Source organism: Halorientalis regularis, from assembly GCF_023698535.1.
GTDB lineage: Archaea > Halobacteriota > Halobacteria > Halobacteriales > Haloarculaceae > Halorientalis > Halorientalis regularis.
This window is the reverse complement of the sequence record NZ_JALJCL010000010.1, coordinates 89,203-105,968: the sequence shown is the minus strand read 5'-3', so window position 1 is coordinate 105,968 and position 16,766 is coordinate 89,203. Positions and strand designations below refer to the sequence as shown.

Genomic DNA, 16,766 nt, shown 5'->3' with positions numbered 1-16,766 from the left:
GCGCACGACCCGGAGCGGACCGTTCGGGGTCCGTGCCGTCGCGCTGGAACCGGGATCCCGGGGCCGAATTCGGGGGTGTGGTAGATTTCAAAGTGTCGTAACGCTAAAGACCCGCACTCGCTTTTATATCCGTAAGATGAACAGCGAACGTCACGTCCGGAGGTGGTCCCGTGGGTGTTGAAATACGGGAGTCGCCCGTCTCGGACGCGGAATTCGAGGCGATGCAGGTCTTCGTCCACGACTACCTCGAAGCGAGCGTGGTCAACGAGGACGAAGGCGGGCGGATGCGGTGGTATCCCTGGCACTCGGCGGCCTATCGGTTCAACCACATCATGAACGTGGTCGAGCTGGCGACCGACATCGCGCGCGAGGAGGGCGCGAACGTCGACGTGACCCGCGTCGCGGCCCTCTTCCACGACATCGCCAAGCTCGAAGCCGAGCAGGACGTCCACGCCGAGGAGGGTGCTCGCATCGCACGCGAGTACCTGACCACCCACTGCGACTACCCCCAGTCGTTCGTCGACGAGGTGTGTACCGCGGTCGAGGACCACTCCTACCAGGGGCCGCTCTCGGACCTGTCGCTGGAGACCCAGTGTCTGATCGAGGCCGACCTGCTCGACAAGGTCGGCGCGAACGGCACGGCGCTGATGCTGTTGCGGATGGGCTACGAGTCCCGCACGCACATGGACGCCGCGGAGATGGTCGGGCGCGTCCTCGAACGCGGTCGGGACGCCGCCGACCGCGTCGAGAGCGACACGGCCGAGAGCGTCGTCCACCAGCGGCTCAAACGCGTCAAGTGGTTCAAGGAGTGGCTCGAATCCGAGGTGGCCATGATGGGCGACTCCGACGCCGAGTTGAGCCTCGGCATGGAGAAGGAACTCGACGACGAGATCGACGACTAGAGGAGCGCGCCGAGGCCGTCGGCCACGAAGAGGAGGCCGAACCCGGCCAGCACCACCGCGCTCCCGCCGGCGACCAGCGGCGTGAGTCGGTCGACCCGTCGCCCAGCCGCGCGTAGCGCTGCCGGGAAGCCGACGATCCAGCAGACGATGCCGCCGAACAGTCCCGCGAGCAGGAGCGGGCTTCCGGTCCGGACGACGACCAGCCCCGCCAGTTCCGCGCCGATGTAGGGCGTCTTTTCGAGGATGTCCACGGTGCCGGGTTCGAGCAGGCCCACGCCGACGGTCAGCCAGAACGCGATCTGGTAGGGGTTGGTCAGCGCCAGCACGAACGCCTTCCGGAACCCGCGACCCATTCCGCCGTCGGTCGTCTCGGTCCTCGAGTCGACGCTCAGGGCCGCCTGTGCGCTCGTCGCGGCCCCGACCGCGAAGTACAGCATCAGGCCGCCACCGGCGAGGATCATCGCCGCTCGCAGGGTGGGGGCGTTCTGGACGACCGTGACGACGCCGGCCAGCGCGAGCGCGAAGAAGCAGGCGTCGGCGGTCATCGCACCGAGGCCGGCGGTGAAACCCGCCAGCCAGCCACGGAGGACGCTCTCCTCGGCGATGACGGCGTTCATCGGCCCGGGCGGTGCCGCCAGCGCCAGGCCGAACAGGACGCCGGCACCGAGCGACGCGACGGGACTGGCTGCCATGCCTCAGATGCCCTTGCTCACCAGGTGGTTCCGGAGGATGTCCGCCTCGGCGTTGCCCGGGAGCGTGTTGACCAGCACGACGGTGTCGTCGGAGCCGAATTCTCCCTCGTCGGCCAGTGCCGCCGCGCCGCTGGCCGCGACGCCCGCCGAGGCACCGATCTCCACGCCCTCGGACTGGGCGATGCTGACCGCGCCTTCGAGGGCGTCGCGGTCCTCGGTGGCGACCGCGCCGCCGTCGCTCTCTCGGATGGCCGTGAGCACGTCGGCCCCACCGGCCGGATCGGGAATTTCGATGCCGCCACAGATCGTGTCCGGCGTCTCCCAGACTTCGGTGTCGTCCGCGCCGTTCTCGAACGCCTCGACGACGGGCGCACAGCCGTCGGCCTGTGCGGCGTACATCGCGGGGGTGCTGTCGACGAGACCGAGGTCCGCAAGCTCCTGCGCGCCGGCGTGTGCGCCGACGAGACCGACGCCCTCGCCGGTCGGGTAGACCACCGCGTCCGGAGCCGTCCAGTCGAGTTGCTCGGCGAGTTCGTAGGCCAGCGTCTTCTGGCCCTCCCGGCGGTAGGGTGTCCCGAAGGGGGAAAGCGAGTGCCAGCCCTCCTCGGCGACGGTCTCGCGGAACGAATCGACGGCGTCGCCGTAGCGGCCGCCGACGACCTCCATGTCGCCGCCGTGGACGTTGATCATCGCCTTGGCGTCGAAGGTCGCCCGCGAGGGGACGAACGAATGCGAGTCCAGTCCGGCGCGGGCGGCGTAGGCGGCCGCGGCTTGCCCTTCGATGCCCGTCGTGGGCAGGGCCACGTCCTCGGCGCCGACCTCGGCGGCCGCGGTCACCGCGACGGCCATCCCGCGGTCCGCGACGCTGCCCGTCGGGTTGCGCCCCTCGTCCTTGATGTAGACCGCGCCGACGCCCCACTCCTCGGCCAGGTCGGGGCAGGCGACGAGCGGTGTCGCGCCCTCGTCCAGCGTCACGAGCGTCTCGGCGGTGAAGGGGAGCAACTCGGCGTAACGGGCGATCCCCTCGTACCGGCGGTCGGTGGCGGTCTCGGGGGTGAAATCGACCGCGTCGAGGTCGTAGGTGACGGTCAAGTGGCCGTCACACGACGGACACGGGCCGGTCGTCTCCGCGGGGTCGAACGAATCGCCACACGCTCGGCAGGTGAGGTCCCGAACGGCCGAATTGCGGGTCATACCCGCCGGTCAGGGCGCGACGGACTAAGCCCTGTCCGTTCACTCCCGGGCGGTTAGCGCGTCTCGTCGTCGCCGAACGTGGGGCCCGTCCCGTCGTCGGCCATCCGGTCCATCGAGTCGGCCATGGACTCCATCGCCGCGGTCCGGCGCTCGTAGGCGTACGTGAACCACCTGACGAACCGCCAGACGACGTAGAGACCGATCACCCACGAGGCGACGAGCGCACCGAGGAGCGGTTGCTGCACGATGAGGAGGCTGTACAGCACCGCCAGCATGGCGAGTGCCAGGATCGCACCGAACGCGGCGTTCGATGCGAGCGGTGACCTGGTCGCACCACCGCCCGAACTGGAGGATGTCTCGGGGCACATCGGTCCGGACTTGTCACGTAGTCTGGATAACCGTTGCCCTCGCGACCGACCGCGCGGGCTTTTAGTGGTCGCCACTCCTTCGCCCGGGTATGACAGACGCCGTGGTCGTCGGCGGCGGGCTGGCCGGGCTGGTCGCGGCCCGCCACCTCGCCGACGCGGGCAGGGACGTGACGGTGCTGGAACGGCGCGACGAAGTGGGCGGCCGCGTCCGCTCGACCCGCGAGGACGGATTCGTCTTCGACCGCGGTTTTCAGGTCCTCTTTACCGCCTACCCCGCGGCCAGGCGGGAACTGGACTACGACGCCCTCGATCTGCGCTACTTCTCGGCCGGTGCGACCATCGCCAACCCCGGTCGCCGGTCCGTGCTGGCCGACCCCCTGAGTAGTCCGAGCGACCTCTCGGACACGCTGTTCAACACCGACGTGACGCTGGGCGACAAGCTCCGGCTGTTCAAACTCCAGCGGGACATGAAGGCGGCCGACATCGGGACGCTGTTCGATCCCGACGAACGTCAGGACGTGCGGGACTACCTGCACGCCCGGGGATTCTCGGAGAAATTCGTCGAGAACTTCGCCGCACCCTTCTACGGCGGAATCACGCTCGACCGCTCGCTGTCGACCGACGCCGGTGTGTTCCGCTACACGTTCAAGATGCTGTCCGAGGGGAAGACCGCGATCCCCGCCGAGGGGATGGGGGCGATCAGCGAGTACCTGGCCGACCGCGCCCGCGCGGCCGGTGCGGAGATCGAACTCGGGACCGCAGTCAAGAGCCTCGACGCCAGCGACGGCGGCGTCACCGTCGGGACCGACGGGGAGACCATCAGCGCCGACGGCGCGGTCGTCGCGACGGACCCGCCGACTGTGGCCGAGTTGACGGACGTGGCTGTCCCGACCGAAACCAGCGGCTGTGTCACCCAGTACTACGGCCTTCCCGGGCACGTCGAACTGGAGACCGGCAAGAAGATCGTCCTGAACGCCCGCGACGCGGAACCCAACCAGATCGCACCCCTCTCGGCGGTCGCCTCGGAGTACGCGCCCGACGACCGGACGCTGGTGAGCGCGACGTGGCTGGGCGAGCGTGACGAGAGCGACGCGGAACTTCAGTCCCGCGGCCGTGCGGTTCTGGGCCAGTGGTATCCCGAACGTCAGTTCGACGCCCTCGAACTCCTCCGGACCGACCGGATCGACGTGGCCCAATTCGTCCAGCCGCCGGGCTTTCGCGCCGACCTCCCCGCGGTCGACGCGCCCGACGGACCAGTCGTCCTCGCGGGCGACTACACCCGCTGGTCCGCGATTCAGGGTGCACTGGAGAGCGGGCGGGTCGCCGCCCGGAAACTAGAGTAGGTCGCGAAACTCGCCGAGGGGCGGGAACTCCCGGATTTCCTCGCTCTCGTCGTCCCAGACGATGGGTCGGCACTGGTCCAGATCGCCGATCAACGGCGAGTTCGTCGTGGCGGTGCCGCCGTACCGCCGGTTGATCGAGACCCCCTCGATCAGGTGGGAGAAAGCGGGGAGGACGAGCAGGTCCGCTCCCTCGTAGACTCCGTGGCCGTAGAGATAGCAGTGCCACTTCCGCCCCTCGATGGTGATGGTGGGGTGGTCGTGGCCGACGACGTACAGGTCCGCCTCGGTCTCGGGTTCGAGGTGCCCGTGACAGACGACGGCCCGCCCCTCGTCGGTCTCGACCTCGAACTCGTGGGCGGTCGGGCCGGACCAGACAACGTCGAGCATCGCGTCGTGGTTGCCCGGCGTGACCAGCGGCGTCGCGCCCGCGTCCCGCACCGTCGTCTCCAGCGCGGTGACGGTCTCCTCGGCGGCGCTCGCCACGCGGTCGAACGAGTGGAGCAGGTCGCCGGCGAACACGACAGTTTCGGGGTCGTATCGGTCACAGAGGGCGGCCACGCGGTCGACGAGGTGGTCGCGCTCGCCGAGGGGGAGCGAGACGTTCGCCGCGGCGGCCTTCCCGACGTGGAGGTCGGCACAGACCAAGACGTCGCCGAGCAGGGCGGCCCGGTCTCGGTAGGTCACGTCCACACTCTTCGTCGGGTTCTGTGGTGTAAATGCCTGCCGTTAGTTGGCGTGTCGCTTGGCCGTCGTGTAGGCCTCACGGACGCGTTTGAACTCGTCCTCGTCGCCGCCGTGGTCCGGGTGGACCTCCTTGACCTTCTCGCGGTAGGCGCGCTTGATGTCGTCGAGGCCGGCCCCGACCGGCAGTCCGAGGACGGCGTGGGCGGCCTCGCGCGGGTCGAGTTCGCTGCCCGAATCCTCGTCGAAGCTGATCTCGGGCGTCTCGAACGGGAGCCGCGCACCGAGGGCGATGCCCGGTAACTCGTGTTCGACGAGGACCGGAAACGTGTCAGAGCGGTCGATGCGGTAGTACGCCCGGGCGTCGAAGGTGATCGCCACGTCGCGTTTGGGCAGGTAGAAGGCGACGTGTTGCCCCTCGACGAAGTGGCGTTCGGCGTACTGTTCGTCGATGGCGTCGAGATAGTTGCGGATCTCGTCACGGCGGTGTGATTCGCCGCTCGGTTCGCGGCCGTCGACCGCACCGCGGCCGGGGTAGCGAGTGACCCCGACGTAGAACACGGCCGTGATCACGGCGCTGAGCGCGAGCCCCAACAACGCACCGTCGATGAGCCACTGTGGCAAGCAGTCAGAGCACCTCCGGGTTCACGAACACGTTAGGGGATGATCAGTAAAGAACCCCTCGGAGCCGTTAGCCGATGTAGCGCAGGTCCTCGTCGGCGGGGCCCGCCGCCGCGTTGCTCTCCATCTCCTGAATCTTGCGAACGACTTCCTCCATCTCCTCGGCCCGGTCTTCGAGCGAGCCGAAGTCGACCTCGAAGCCGACCAGTTCTTCCAGGACCGTGAGGACCGCCTGCGCGCTCTTGGGGTCGACCAGATAGCCGCTGGTCTCGCCCATCAGACAGGCCGCCTGAAAGTCACGGCGCTCGCCCAACCCGAGCAGGAGACCCGAGACGCCGACGATGCCGCCGGCCGGTTCGTCCTCGCGGAACTCCACGTCCGCTGCTTCGAGGTCCTCGACGAATTCTGCATCCGTCGCGGCCCCGAGTACGTCGTACTCCTCGATGAGTTCGCCCGTCGGAACGCCCCCCAGTGCGAACACGCGCTCGACGCCGAACTCCTCGGCCACGTCGAGGATCCGGTCGGTCAGGCGGTAGTGACCCTGGTTGTCCTGTGCCTGGTGGTCACCGGTCAACACGAGCAGGTCCTGCCCCTGTTCGGTGTGGACCGCGTGGAAAGCAGCCGAAGCCAGCTCCGACTCGCCGTCGTCGATGCTGACCTGCGGCGGGAAGTGCTGTGAGTAGATTCGGCGCACTTCCTCGCCGTCCAGCTCTTCGAGCAGGTGCTCGGCGGCGAGTTTCCCCACGTGACCCACGCCCGGCAGTCCCTCCACCAGCACTGGATCCGTGAGTTCCAGGTCCGCGAGCGTCTCGATCTCGAACTCGTCCATATCTGCTACTCGCGGTTCCGGCGCTTAATAGCGCGTCGATATTCACCGTACCTGTCAGTTGGATCGAACGGTGCCGGGGCGCTGTTCTCGGCGTCGGCCCCACACTCCGGGCAGGTCTCGGATAGCGTGTACACCGGTCGCTCGTGAGTCGACTCCCAGGCCGAACAGACGCGGATATCGGATTTCATGACAAAAGCGGGGCGACCGGACGAGTCGTCACTCCTGGTCGGTGTTGCGCTCGCGGTGGTACTCGCCCGTGCCGCCGTGGTTGGCGACGACCGCGCTGGCGCGATCGGCGCTCTCTTCGAGGTGGGATTCGGCGGTCTTGTAGTCGGGTGCGCGGACGCGGATGCGGTACTCCGGCGAACCGACGTAGGTGACCTCGAGTTCGACCTCCTCCGGAATTCCGGCAGACGAGTCTCCCGACGTCCCACTCGCGCCGTCGGCGCTCGCGGGACTCGCCCCGTTGCCCTCGGCGGCTTCCAGGGCTTCCTTGATCACGTCGACGCCCTCGGCCGTCGGGACCGAGAGGTCGACGTAGCCGGTGACGGTGACGTAGGGCACCGAGACGTTCTCGCGTGCGGTCTCGACGATGCGCTCGACTTCCTCCTCGGAGAGGTCGGTGTCTTCGAGGGCCTCCTGGCCGTGGATGGCGGCCTGCTCGAAGCCGTCGTACATCGAGCCGAACTCCGCGAGGAACTCGTTGGCGATTGCCGTGTAGGTCTCGTCCTCGATGTCCTCGCCGAAGGCCAGTTCCATCCAGTTGTCGGCCTTCTGCTCGTTTTTCCACTCCTGAATCTTCTCTTTGCGCTGGTGGTCGTTGACGTCCTTGATCGAGAGGTCGATCTGCTGGGAGTCCTCGTCGACCTCCAGCACCTTGGCGACGACGGTCTGACCTTCGCTGACGTGGTCGCGGACGTTTTTGATCCAGCCGGAGGCGACCTCGGAGATGTGACAGAGCCCGCGCTTGTCCTCGTACTCCTGGAGGTCGGCGAACACGCCGAAGTCCTCGATCTCGTCGATCCGGCCGACGACGAGTTCGCCGGGGTCGGGCCAGCCACTGTATTTCATCTATCGCGCCTCGACGGTGTCGGTGATCTCGCCCTCGATGGCCGCTTCGCCACCGGTCGGGGTCGCGAGCTGGTGGCCACACACCGCGCAGGCGACCTCCGTGGCGGCCTTGCCGAAGACGATCTGTTCGTTCTCACAGTCCGGACACGCGACGCTGTAGAAGTTTCCTGCCATGCTTACTCCTGGAATTCGAGTCGGCCGGCACGCCATCCCTCACGGAGGTGGGCCTTGCCACACTCCGAGCAGCGGTACTTGAGGTCGGTCTTCTTGGTGGGCTTGTCCCCACCGGGCACCTTCGAGAACTTACCCTTGTTCCCGATCCCGGTGCCGCGCCGATTGCGCTGGCGGTCGTTGACCTTCTTCATGCCCGAGGAACGCCCCGAGCGGACCTTTTCGACCTCCACTTCGTGGTGTTCGTTGCAGTGTGGGCAGTACGTGTTAAATCGGCGTGGCATCTCCATAGATATCTACCTTGTCCCGTGGTTAGACAGTGCCCGTTAAAACCCGTTTGGTTTCGGTATCCGCGTGGCCGGGGTCCCACCCGTCCACCGCCCGATTTCTCGGCATCGAAGCGCTTAACAGCGATTCGGGCCAACCGGCGGGCATGAAACAGCTCATCATCAACGGGGACCCCGGCATCCGGAAAGACGCCGTCATCGAGTACGACGGCGAGGAGTACGTCTGTTTCGCCGTCGCACGGCAGGGCGACTGGCACGGCCCCGACCGGGTCCAGTTGTGGTGTACCGTCGGCTCCGAGGACGAACGTGAAGACTACCAGTACCGTCGGTACATCCCCAACCACCTGGAGACGTTGTCGGCCGACGCCGACGCCGTCACCGTCGTCGAGTCCGCGACCTAGAGTCTGGACTGGTCGACTTCGTAGATCGTCACTGCGTCCCACTGTTTTTCGGCCGTCACGCCCGGCACTTCCTCGACAGTGATCCCCTCCAGCGAGGACCCGTAGGTCGCTCGCTCGGCCGGCCCGACGTAGACGTACCGCACGTCGTAGTCGTCCAGTAGCGCCGCGCTCTCGTTCGGGTCGCCCGTGTATATCGTCCGGAGGTCTTCGGCACGGCGGTCGTAGGCCGCCTGCCCGCGATAGCCGATCTCGTGGTGCCAGCCCAGGACCGTCGGCACCCCGGTCAGACTCGACGGCGCGCTGGACCCGCCGTTGCGCTCCCCGTCCCAGACGTAGCTCCCGGGGGCGGTGGTAATCGTCGGTCGGCCGTCGAGTCCGTCGACCCAGCGGATCGCGGCGGCCTCGTTCGGGTGGACGCGGTCGACGAACTCGGTCGCGTCGAGGGTCGGGTCGTCGGTCTGGGCGTACACCGAGTCGCTGGCGAAGTGGCTGGTCAGTGCGAGGCCGCCGTACACCGACGTGCTCGCGATCAGGAGTGCAGCGAACACCTGCAGGGCGAGCCGCCAGCGGCCACCGCTGAGTGCGAGTCCCGGTCGGCGTTGCCAGATCAGGTGTGCCAGCGCCGCGCCGGCCGCGACCGCCCACAGCGCCCACACCTGCGCGTAGGTCTTGAACACCGTGTTCATGCGGCCGGGACCGGCCTGCTCTTTGACGTAGACGAACTCGACGAGCAAGACGAGTCCCGCACCGGCGACGAGCAACACCGTCTCGAACCCGGGGAGCGGGAGCGAGTGTCCGTCCGCGTCGGCCGGTTCGTTGCTCCCTGTGCCGGTGTCCCCGTCGCCACCGTCCGCGCTCACGGCGGTCTCGGCGTCCGCCCGGTCGGATCGAAGCCGGTCTCCGATCCGCGTGCCGACGCCGCCGGGGAGGTCCCGCCAGCGGAGCAACGCCCAGCCGACACCGATCAGCGGGAGGAAGAGGACGGCCGCGGACGCACGGCTCAGGACGGCGATCACGGCGACGACGGCGAGCATGGCGGTCGCACGCCAGCCGTCACGGAGCCGCGGGAGCGCGTGTCGGAGCACGTAGGGGACGAACACCAGCAGGAACGTGCCGTGAACCAGCACGAGCGCGCCGAGACCGCTCCGGGGCGGGAACAGGGCGATTTCACGCCCACTGGCCGCTATCAGCCAGAACGGAGCCGAGAGTAGCAGGCCGCCCACCACGACGACGGCTCCGGATCCCGCAGCGATCAGTAGCGTCAGGAGTTCGTCCAGCCGCCAGTCGTCGGTGTCGAGCCACTCGGCGACCGGTTCGGGCAACAACGTCCGAGCGGACGCGGGCGCGAACAACACCGTGAGTACCGTCAGTCCGGCGACGCTGGGGAACGACCAGGTGTTGACGACCGCCAGCAGGCCGGCCAGCACCGGGAGCGCACCGAACAGGAGCCCGCGTCGCCGCCACACGGCTTCGGCCGGCGTCAGGTAGTACGCGAGACACACCGTCGCGGCCAGCAGGAGGAAGGGTGGCCCCATCATGTGGGCGTGCAGGTCGCCGTTGAGCCAGGCGAACAGCGGGAACTCGTTGATCGTCCCGTCGATCACGCGGCTGGCGTCCCAGTAGTCGAACTTCCCGAGTCCGTTCGCGAGGCCGTCCGTCTCGACCCCGAGGATCCCGATCAGCGCGCCGATCAGCCCGTCGAGCGCGGCGAAGAACAGCCCGACCGGCGTCAGGATTGCTCCGACGACGCCGCCCAGCCCGTTCAGTGCCGTCGCCCACCCGTCGACGAGGGCGACGATCAGTCGGAGCGGGGTCGTGAGGTTGCTCGCGATGCCGACGAAGAAGGCACCGAAGACGCCGCCGAGCCACCGGGGGCTGTCCCGGCTGGCGGCGACGGACCCTGCGAGCCCGTAGGCCGCGGTGACGAACGCCGCGAAGTAGCCCGCCAGGGCGAGGTTGTAGGCGAAGCGAGCCTCGGTCGCGGTGAGCCGCGCCAGCAGCGAGGCCAGCAGGTGGCCACCGTAGTAGTAGCTCACCGGTTCGCCGGCGAACCACATGTCCTCCGGCGGGAGCGTCTCGGCTCGCAGGAGGGACTGGAGCAGGCCGAAATCGAGGAACTTCTCGCCGCCCGGCGGGTGGACGGCGGGGTCGACCGCCCGAATCGCGACGAGAAAGAGAAAGGCGAGAGTGAACACGCCGACGGTCTCGGCGAGGACGCGGCGGTCCAGATCGACGCCGCGCCAGGCGACGAGGCCACCCGCGAGCACGAGCAGGGTGGCGACGGCGACGAACGGTGCGGCGTCGAGCGAGACGCGGCCGACCCAGTAGGCCACGAGCCAGACGACGGTGAACGAGCAGACGAGCGCCACGCCGACACCCCGGTCGGCGAGGCGACCGAACAGCGCGTCGGCCAGCGGGAGCCCGGCCAGAAGCAGGGCCAGGAAGGCTCCCACCCACAGGGCGACGAGCAGGAACTCCATCACCTGTGGGAGACGCCCCCGTCCCTATACCTTTTCTTGTTCGCCACCGTATCGAGACGAACCGTTTTTACTCACCCCGCGGAATTCTGGAGACGATGAGCCGGTCCCTGGGTGTCGTGGTCCCCGCCTATCGCCCGGACGTGGAGCGACTGTCGGCCTACGTCGAGGCCATCGACGGGCGACTCGACCCGGCGGCCATCCGCATCGAACTCGACGCCCCCGACGAGCAGGTGATCGACCGTCTCCGGGACCTCCCGGTCTCGCTCGGCGTCGTCCCCTACCGCCGCGGGAAAGGTGCGGCCGTCACCGCCGGGTTCGAGGCGCTGTCGACGGACGTGCTGGCTTTCCTCGACGCCGACGGAAGCACGACGCCGGACTCGGCGGCCGCCGTCGTCGAGCCCGTCCGCTCGGGCGCGGCCGACCTCTCTGTCGGATCTCGACGCCACCCCGACGCGACCGTATCGGACCACCAGACGACGGCCCGCCGGTGGCTCGGCGAGGGCTTCGTCTGGCTCGCCCGCCGGTTGCTCGACGCGGAACTGCACGACTACCAGTGCGGCGCGAAAGCGATCACCCGTGTGGGCTGGGAACGGATCCGCGAACACCTCTACGAGGCCGGGTTCGCCTGGGACATCGAACTCGTCGCCATGGCGGCGGCGTTCGACCTCCGCATCGAGGAGGTCCCGATCACCTGGGAGGACCAGCCCGGCTCGACCGTCGAGCCGATCCGGACCTCGATCAGGATGGCCACGGCGCTGTTCACCGCCCGGCACCGCGTCGAGCAGGTCCGGGACAGCCGACTCCACACCGCCATCGCAGACCGCCGGGACGACGAGGAGGCCCTGATCGACAAACCATGAGCGACCGGGAACTCCCCAAAACGTTGGACTCGCTGTTGTCCGGTGTCCGGTTCGGCCAGTTCGTCTCCGTCGGTGTCGTGGGCCTGATCGCCGACACGATCACCCTCGTTGCGCTGACGGAACTGATCGGCGTCGAGCCGTGGCTCGCGGGCCTGCTGAGCATCGAAGCGGCGATTCTCGTGATGTTCGCGGTCAACGAGCGCTGGACCTTTGCCGAGATCGGCGAGCCGGGGCAACTGCTCCGTCGGCTGGTGAAGTCCCACGCCGTGCGGTCGGTCGGGTCGTCGATCCAGTACGGTATCTTCTACGGCCTCGTGACCTTCACTGGGATCTCGGTGCTGTTGTTCGGGAGCGACATCTGGTATCTGTTCTCGAAGTGGATCGCGGTCGGGGTCGCGATGTTCGTCAACTACGCCTTCGAGAGCCTGTTCACGTGGCGTGTTCACGCGGAGTGATCACGGGAGAAATTGACGGACGGCTTCGGAATCACAACCCTTAATTGGCGGTCGGGTTTACGAAGATGTAGCGGGATGGGATAGCCAGGAGATTCCGGCGGGCTCATAACCCGCAGATCGGTAGTTCAAATCTACCTCCCGCTATGCTTTTACTGCGAACAATACGCGAGTAGTAAATCGCGCTGCGTCGATTTGAACCAGGGAGTGGAGCGAAGCGAAACGACCGTGGTTCAAATCGACCTCCCGCTATGTTCTGCCGCTCACAATCCGTGAGCGACGAATATAGGCCGTAGTAGTTTGAACTCAGAGGACGAACGAAGTGAGTCCTCGCGGTTCAAATCTACCTCCCGCTACTTTCTGACGCGACCAGCGACGAAGAGCGAAGCGACGAGTCCCGGGAGCTTCAAAAATGGCTGAGTCGATTTGAGCCCTGCCAGTCGCGCGCAACGGCGTGAGCACGTCCGGCTCCGGTTCAAATCGATCTCCCGCGATGATTTATTTACGTGTCGCGAAGAATTGAGACGCGTATGGAGAGCGAACAGGGAACGACGGTGATTCGGACGGAGTTGTTCGTCGCGCTCTGTAGCCTGATCTCCACGTTTCTGATGTTCCCCACGCGTCGACCGGGCGGCTGGCCGATTGCAGTCGTCGTCGCGGTGACGAGTGGCGCGATCTTCCTTCTGGCGGACCGGAGCCGTCGCGGATTGTGGCTGCTGATCGGCACTGGGATGCTCTTTCTGTGGGCATTTCCCATCGCTGTTGCGACGGACGCTCTCGCTTTCGGTATCGTCCCGTGGATCGTTCTCGGTGTCGTGAGCGCGTTCGCCCTCAACCGAGTGGTCTTCGGGCTCGTTCGGCCCGTGCCGGCGTTTCGGCGGCAGCGTCGGGGGTTGCGGTAACCCTCTCTCGAACCCTCTCCCGAGGTAGAGGGGGGCTACTGGGTACGATCTCGCTCCCGTCGCCACGCCTGGAACAGCGCGCCGACGAGGCCGAGCGCCCCGACGACGGCCGCTGCGCCGCCAGTGACGACTGCCACTAGGTGCGCGAGCGTCGTGCCTTCGGCGGGGTCACCGACGACCACCCGGAGGCGGTAGACCGACCCCTCGTAGCGGATGTGGCTCGCGTTGGGGCGCTGGCCGGGGTCGATCCGAGCGGATCCGTTCCCGCGGACGGCGCTACTGACGAGCCGTCGGTCGTCGTCGGAGAGGTTCTCGAATGCGGTGACCCTCGCGTCCTCGGGCGCGTCGACGGCGGAGAGTTCGAGCGTCTGTGAGCCGGCGGCCTGTTCGGGGGCGGTGGCGATGACGTACCCGGCACCGGCGAGACCGAGGACGAACAGGGCGGCGAACGCGAGGACGAGTCGCATCGCGTCAGTCGTCGCCGAACTCGTCGACGACGACTACTTCGCCGTCGACCACGTCGACGTTGATCAGCGTCTTCACGTCGTAATCGGAGCCTTGGATCTTGTTCTCGCCGCCGACTTTCTTGATGACGGCGACCACGTCGACCACGTCCGCGCCGATATCTTCGAGCGCGCCGGTGAGGGCCTTGAGGGTGCCGCCGGTCGAGAGTACGTCGTCGAGCAGGAGGACGCGGTCGCCCTCGTACACGTCGTTGACGTACATCTCGCTCTCGGAGTAGCCGGTGACCTGCGAGAGCGAGACCTCCCCCTCCAGCCCGTACTGGCGCTTGCGGACGACGACCAGCGGGATGTCGGTCATCAGGGAGACGGCGGTGGAGATGTGGATGCCCATGGCCGCGGGGGTGACGATCTTGTCGACGTCTTCGAGTTCGGCTTTGCGGATGATCTTGATGACGATCTCCCGGAGCAGTTCGGGTTTGAGCATCGGCACGCCGTCGCTGATCGGGTGGACGAAGTAGTGATAGCCGTTCTTCTCGATGATCGGGGCCTCGCGAAGTGACTCCTGCAGTCGATCCATGTCGCGCGAGTTTGCCCCCGACGACTAAAAGGTGCCCGTCACGCGAGCGGCAGCGCCGCCGAGAACCACCTGACGACCGGGAGCGCGAACTCCCCGGCGTACGAGAAGTACTCGATTCCCGACAGCAGGACGAAGATCGTACCGACACCGGCAGCCGCGCCGAGGACGACCGCGCCCGCGCGCCCGGAGACGGTCTCCGAGAGCGTTCGGGCGACGGCCCAGACCGCGAGGACGGTCGCCGTCGCGAGCGCGAGCAAGGCGTGGAACTGGACCGCCTCACCGAGTCCCGGCTGGATGGCCGCCAGCGCGATGACGACGAGCTGGCCGCCGATCAGGACGGTCCCGCCGTATGCCAGGCCGGTCGTCCGCCAGTTGGCCGTTACGGCGGATCGGACGGCCGGCAGTCTGGCGAGGCCGTACACGCCGAGCAGGAAGAGCGGGTGGAGGTACCGGACGGTCACCTGCGCGTGGAGCGGGAGTCGGGGGAGGAAGAGGCACACGAACAGCACACCCGTCGCGAGCGCGACGGTGTCGACGACCCCGGCCGCCGACTGGAGGTGGGACCCGACGGCCGCGCGGCCCCGCTCACGGAGCCACAGACCCGCCGCGACGGGGGCTGCGGTGAGGCCGGCCAGGAGCGGTGCGGATTCGAGGACTGTCAGTCGGATCGCCTGGAACCCGTCCTCAGAGGCGACTGCGGGGATGTACCCGCCCCGGAGGAACGTGCGGAACCACCGGCCCGGTTCGGTGAGCGCGACGACGGCACCCTCGGCGAGCAGGGCGACGAACCGCGTCACGATCCGTAGCAGGCCGCCCACGAGCGGGACAGTTGTCAGGAGTCCGCCACCGCCGCCACCGCCACTCAGGTCGAGTCCCTCCATCGCGCCGTAGGACGGGAGCATCCGCGGCGGTTCGACGGGGCTGCCCGCGACCAGCAGATTCGTGAGGAAAAACGGGGCGAGCGAGAGCGTGAAGGTGCCAGCGATCACCGCGAGCGTCCGGCGGTCGTTGGCGTCGGCCGTCGCGAAATCGACGACCACGAGCGGCACGAACAGGAGGAGTGCCTCCGCGGCGTGAATCCAGGCCAGCAGTGCCACCGGGACGTACGCCAGCGCGCGGAACCGGCGTGTCTCGGCCGATTCGCTCGCGGTGCGACTGCGGGCCAGCGCGTACAGCGCCGCCGCGATGCACAGCACGGTGAACGAGTGGCGCTTCAACAGCGCCGCCCAGAAGGCGATCGGCGTGGCCACCAGCACGGCCGCCCCGGCGGCGACGCCGATCCGCCGACCGTGCAGACGCGCCACCAGTCGATAGCAGAACACACCCGAGAGCGCGGCGGCGACCATCCCCACGATCTGGAGCGCGAGGATCGGATACAGCGTCGGCGCGACCGGTGTCGCGAACGCGACGTTCGCGAGGAAGGCGAACACCGCCGCGACGCTCCCGCCGACGACCACCCACTCCCGGTCGACCAGCCGACCGACGGTCGTCACGGCCCCGAGAAGTGCCAGCGACCAGCCGCCGATCAGGACGACACCGAGGTCCAGCACCGCACCGAGTCCCTGCAGGACGTAGAGGACCGGCACCGCCAGAGCGACGATCCCGTAGTTGCGACCGACCGGTCCGTCGCTCCCGATGTAGGTCCCCGGGGCCTCCAGCCCGCTTCCGTACGGGACTTCGGTCAGGACGACTCGGCCATCGGCGACGTTGACGAGCGTGTTCGCGATGGCGCTCCCGTCGGTGATGTAGATGCCCAGCCGCCAGTAGAGGCCGAAAAAGCAGAGCCCACAGAGAAAGAGTGCGAGGCCGACTCGATCACCGAACAGCAATCGCCACACTCCCGTCCGGACGGCTTCGGTCCGCGCCGCGAGTCGTCCTGCCACGCCCGAGTCGAGCGTACTCATCGCCGCACCTGCACCGTCACGTTGCGCTCCGCGACGACCCGCGATTCCTCGCCGGTCCGGTCGATGACGCGCAACACGCCCGCGTACGAATCGTTCTGCACCGTCTCCGGGGAGAGTTCGTCACGTTCGAGCGAGAGTTGCATCCGGTCGCCGGTGTCCGGCCCCAGGAAAAACGCAGACTCCCGGCTGTACTCCAGACCGTCGATTGCCAGCTTGTAGGTCAGAATCGGTCGGCCCTCGAGGCGCTCGAAGACCACAGTCGCGTCCGGGACCTCCAGATAGTAGCTCTCCTCTCCGAACTGGCCCTGCTGGAGCGTCGCCGTCTCGGGCAGTCGGACTTCGCTGACGGCAACCGAGCCCGTTCCGATGGTGCCAGTCTGCTCGGCGGGGCGGTCGGCCAGTGCGAGCGGGCCGGACGCCAGCGTCCCGACGAGGATCAGTGCGGCCGCGACGGCGGGCACGTTCGAGCCGAGATTCATCTACCCTGTGACTGGTGTAACTGGGGCATAAACCTGACGCGGGTGTGACTGGTCGATGGCTGTCGCTGGTCGGCGTGAAGAAAACGAA

21 protein-coding genes and 1 tRNA gene are annotated in these 16,766 nt (G+C 67.8%); 7 read left to right on the top strand and 15 right to left on the bottom strand.

Going from position 1 to position 16,766, the window contains the following annotated elements; genetic code table 11:
* Nucleotides 1-170: 170 nt before the first annotated feature.
* On the top strand, nt 171-902 hold the full coding sequence (locus MU521_RS14010; RefSeq protein ID WP_092693300.1) for an HD domain-containing protein: 732 nt from the start codon (nt 171-173) through the stop codon (nt 900-902).
* Here the strand turns inward: MU521_RS14010 and MU521_RS14005 are convergent.
* The 3 genes from MU521_RS14005 to MU521_RS13995 are packed head-to-tail and all read right to left on the bottom strand — an operon-like array spanning nt 899 to nt 3,156.
* The gene (locus MU521_RS14005; protein WP_092693302.1) at nt 899-1,594 is read right to left on the bottom strand and encodes a LysE family translocator; all 696 of its coding nucleotides are present in this window, start codon (nt 1,592-1,594) and stop codon (nt 899-901) included. The genes MU521_RS14010 and MU521_RS14005 overlap by 4 nt on opposite strands.
* A gap of 3 nt (nt 1,595-1,597) precedes the next feature.
* Complete coding sequence (locus MU521_RS14000) at nt 1,598-2,788, bottom strand: threonine synthase (RefSeq protein ID WP_092693304.1); 1,191 nt, start codon at nt 2,786-2,788, stop codon at nt 1,598-1,600.
* 53 nt (nt 2,789-2,841) lie between these two features.
* Complete coding sequence (locus MU521_RS13995) at nt 2,842-3,156, bottom strand: DUF8066 domain-containing protein (RefSeq protein ID WP_092693305.1); 315 nt, start codon at nt 3,154-3,156, stop codon at nt 2,842-2,844.
* An 89-nt stretch (nt 3,157-3,245) separates the two neighbouring features.
* Between MU521_RS13995 and MU521_RS13990 the strand changes: the two genes are divergently transcribed.
* Nucleotides 3,246-4,499, top strand: a complete 1,254-nt coding sequence (locus tag MU521_RS13990) for an NAD(P)/FAD-dependent oxidoreductase (protein ID WP_092693307.1) — start codon at nt 3,246-3,248, stop codon at nt 4,497-4,499.
* Here MU521_RS13990 and MU521_RS13985 read toward each other — a convergent pair.
* The 7 genes from MU521_RS13985 to MU521_RS13955 all read right to left on the bottom strand — a co-directional run bounded on the left by MU521_RS13985 (nt 4,491) and on the right by MU521_RS13955 (nt 8,162).
* Nucleotides 4,491-5,189 (bottom strand): metallophosphoesterase, encoded by a 699-nt coding sequence (locus MU521_RS13985; RefSeq protein ID WP_092693309.1) that lies wholly within the window; start codon nt 5,187-5,189, stop codon nt 4,491-4,493. The genes MU521_RS13990 and MU521_RS13985 overlap by 9 nt on opposite strands.
* 36 nt (nt 5,190-5,225) lie before the next feature.
* Complete coding sequence (locus MU521_RS13980) at nt 5,226-5,804, bottom strand: J domain-containing protein (RefSeq protein WP_092693311.1); 579 nt, start codon at nt 5,802-5,804, stop codon at nt 5,226-5,228.
* Between the two features lie 67 nt (nt 5,805-5,871).
* Nucleotides 5,872-6,630 carry a proteasome assembly chaperone family protein gene (locus tag MU521_RS13975; protein WP_092693312.1) on the bottom strand — a complete coding sequence of 253 codons (759 nt, stop codon included), beginning with the start codon at nt 6,628-6,630 and terminating at the stop codon, nt 5,872-5,874.
* A gap of 5 nt (nt 6,631-6,635) precedes the next feature.
* Nucleotides 6,636-6,818 (bottom strand): RNA-protein complex protein Nop10, encoded by a 183-nt coding sequence (locus MU521_RS13970; protein WP_092693314.1) that lies wholly within the window; start codon nt 6,816-6,818, stop codon nt 6,636-6,638.
* 28 nt (nt 6,819-6,846) lie between these two features.
* The gene (locus MU521_RS13965) at nt 6,847-7,701 is read right to left on the bottom strand and encodes a translation initiation factor IF-2 subunit alpha (RefSeq protein WP_092693315.1); all 855 of its coding nucleotides are present in this window, start codon (nt 7,699-7,701) and stop codon (nt 6,847-6,849) included.
* Nucleotides 7,702-7,875, bottom strand: coding sequence for a 30S ribosomal protein S27e (locus tag MU521_RS13960; RefSeq protein WP_092693317.1), 174 nt, complete (start codon nt 7,873-7,875; stop codon nt 7,702-7,704).
* Between the two features lie 2 nt (nt 7,876-7,877).
* Nucleotides 7,878-8,162, bottom strand: a complete 285-nt coding sequence (locus MU521_RS13955; protein ID WP_092693318.1) for a 50S ribosomal protein L44e — start codon at nt 8,160-8,162, stop codon at nt 7,878-7,880.
* Nucleotides 8,163-8,305: 143 nt separating this feature from the next.
* Here MU521_RS13955 and MU521_RS13950 point away from each other — a divergent pair, with 143 nt between their 5' ends.
* A complete protein-coding gene (locus MU521_RS13950) occupies nt 8,306-8,560 on the top strand; it encodes an HAH_0734 family protein (RefSeq protein ID WP_092693320.1) in 255 nt (84 codons plus the stop codon).
* Here MU521_RS13950 and MU521_RS13945 read toward each other — a convergent pair.
* Nucleotides 8,557-11,040 carry a DUF2298 domain-containing protein gene (locus MU521_RS13945; RefSeq protein ID WP_092693321.1) on the bottom strand — a complete coding sequence of 828 codons (2,484 nt, stop codon included), beginning with the start codon at nt 11,038-11,040 and terminating at the stop codon, nt 8,557-8,559. The two genes, MU521_RS13950 and MU521_RS13945, sit on opposite strands and share 4 nt — an antisense overlap.
* 95 nt (nt 11,041-11,135) lie before the next feature.
* On the opposite strand from MU521_RS13945, the gene MU521_RS13940 reads away from it, so the two are divergent.
* The 4 genes from MU521_RS13940 to MU521_RS13925 all read left to right on the top strand — a co-directional run bounded on the left by MU521_RS13940 (nt 11,136) and on the right by MU521_RS13925 (nt 13,254).
* Nucleotides 11,136-11,900 (top strand): glycosyltransferase, encoded by a 765-nt coding sequence (locus tag MU521_RS13940; RefSeq protein WP_092693324.1) that lies wholly within the window; start codon nt 11,136-11,138, stop codon nt 11,898-11,900.
* Nucleotides 11,897-12,355, top strand: coding sequence for a GtrA family protein (locus MU521_RS13935; protein ID WP_092693325.1), 459 nt, complete (start codon nt 11,897-11,899; stop codon nt 12,353-12,355). Before MU521_RS13940 ends, MU521_RS13935 begins: the two co-directional genes overlap by 4 nt.
* Before the next feature lie 69 nt (nt 12,356-12,424).
* Nucleotides 12,425-12,499, top strand: a tRNA-Met gene (locus MU521_RS13930).
* Nucleotides 12,500-12,882: 383 nt separating this feature from the next.
* Nucleotides 12,883-13,254, top strand: a complete 372-nt coding sequence (locus tag MU521_RS13925) for a hypothetical protein (protein ID WP_092693326.1) — start codon at nt 12,883-12,885, stop codon at nt 13,252-13,254.
* A 35-nt stretch (nt 13,255-13,289) separates the two neighbouring features.
* Here the strand turns inward: MU521_RS13925 and MU521_RS13920 are convergent, their stop codons facing one another.
* Genes MU521_RS13920 through MU521_RS13905 form a run of 4 tightly spaced genes read right to left on the bottom strand, consistent with a single transcriptional unit; the run spans nt 13,290 to nt 16,678 of the window.
* Nucleotides 13,290-13,721: a DUF7979 domain-containing protein gene (locus MU521_RS13920; RefSeq protein WP_092693328.1), complete on the bottom strand. Its 432-nt coding sequence runs from the start codon at nt 13,719-13,721 to the stop codon at nt 13,290-13,292.
* Nucleotides 13,722-13,725: 4 nt separating this feature from the next.
* Nucleotides 13,726-14,295, bottom strand: a complete 570-nt coding sequence (gene hpt / locus MU521_RS13915; RefSeq protein WP_092693329.1) for a hypoxanthine/guanine phosphoribosyltransferase — start codon at nt 14,293-14,295, stop codon at nt 13,726-13,728.
* A gap of 38 nt (nt 14,296-14,333) precedes the next feature.
* A complete protein-coding gene (locus tag MU521_RS13910; protein ID WP_092693330.1) occupies nt 14,334-16,199 on the bottom strand; it encodes a hypothetical protein in 1,866 nt (621 codons plus the stop codon).
* A complete protein-coding gene (locus MU521_RS13905) occupies nt 16,196-16,678 on the bottom strand; it encodes a hypothetical protein (protein ID WP_092693332.1) in 483 nt (160 codons plus the stop codon). Before MU521_RS13905 ends, MU521_RS13910 begins: the two co-directional genes overlap by 4 nt.
* Nucleotides 16,679-16,766 lie beyond the last annotated feature (88 nt).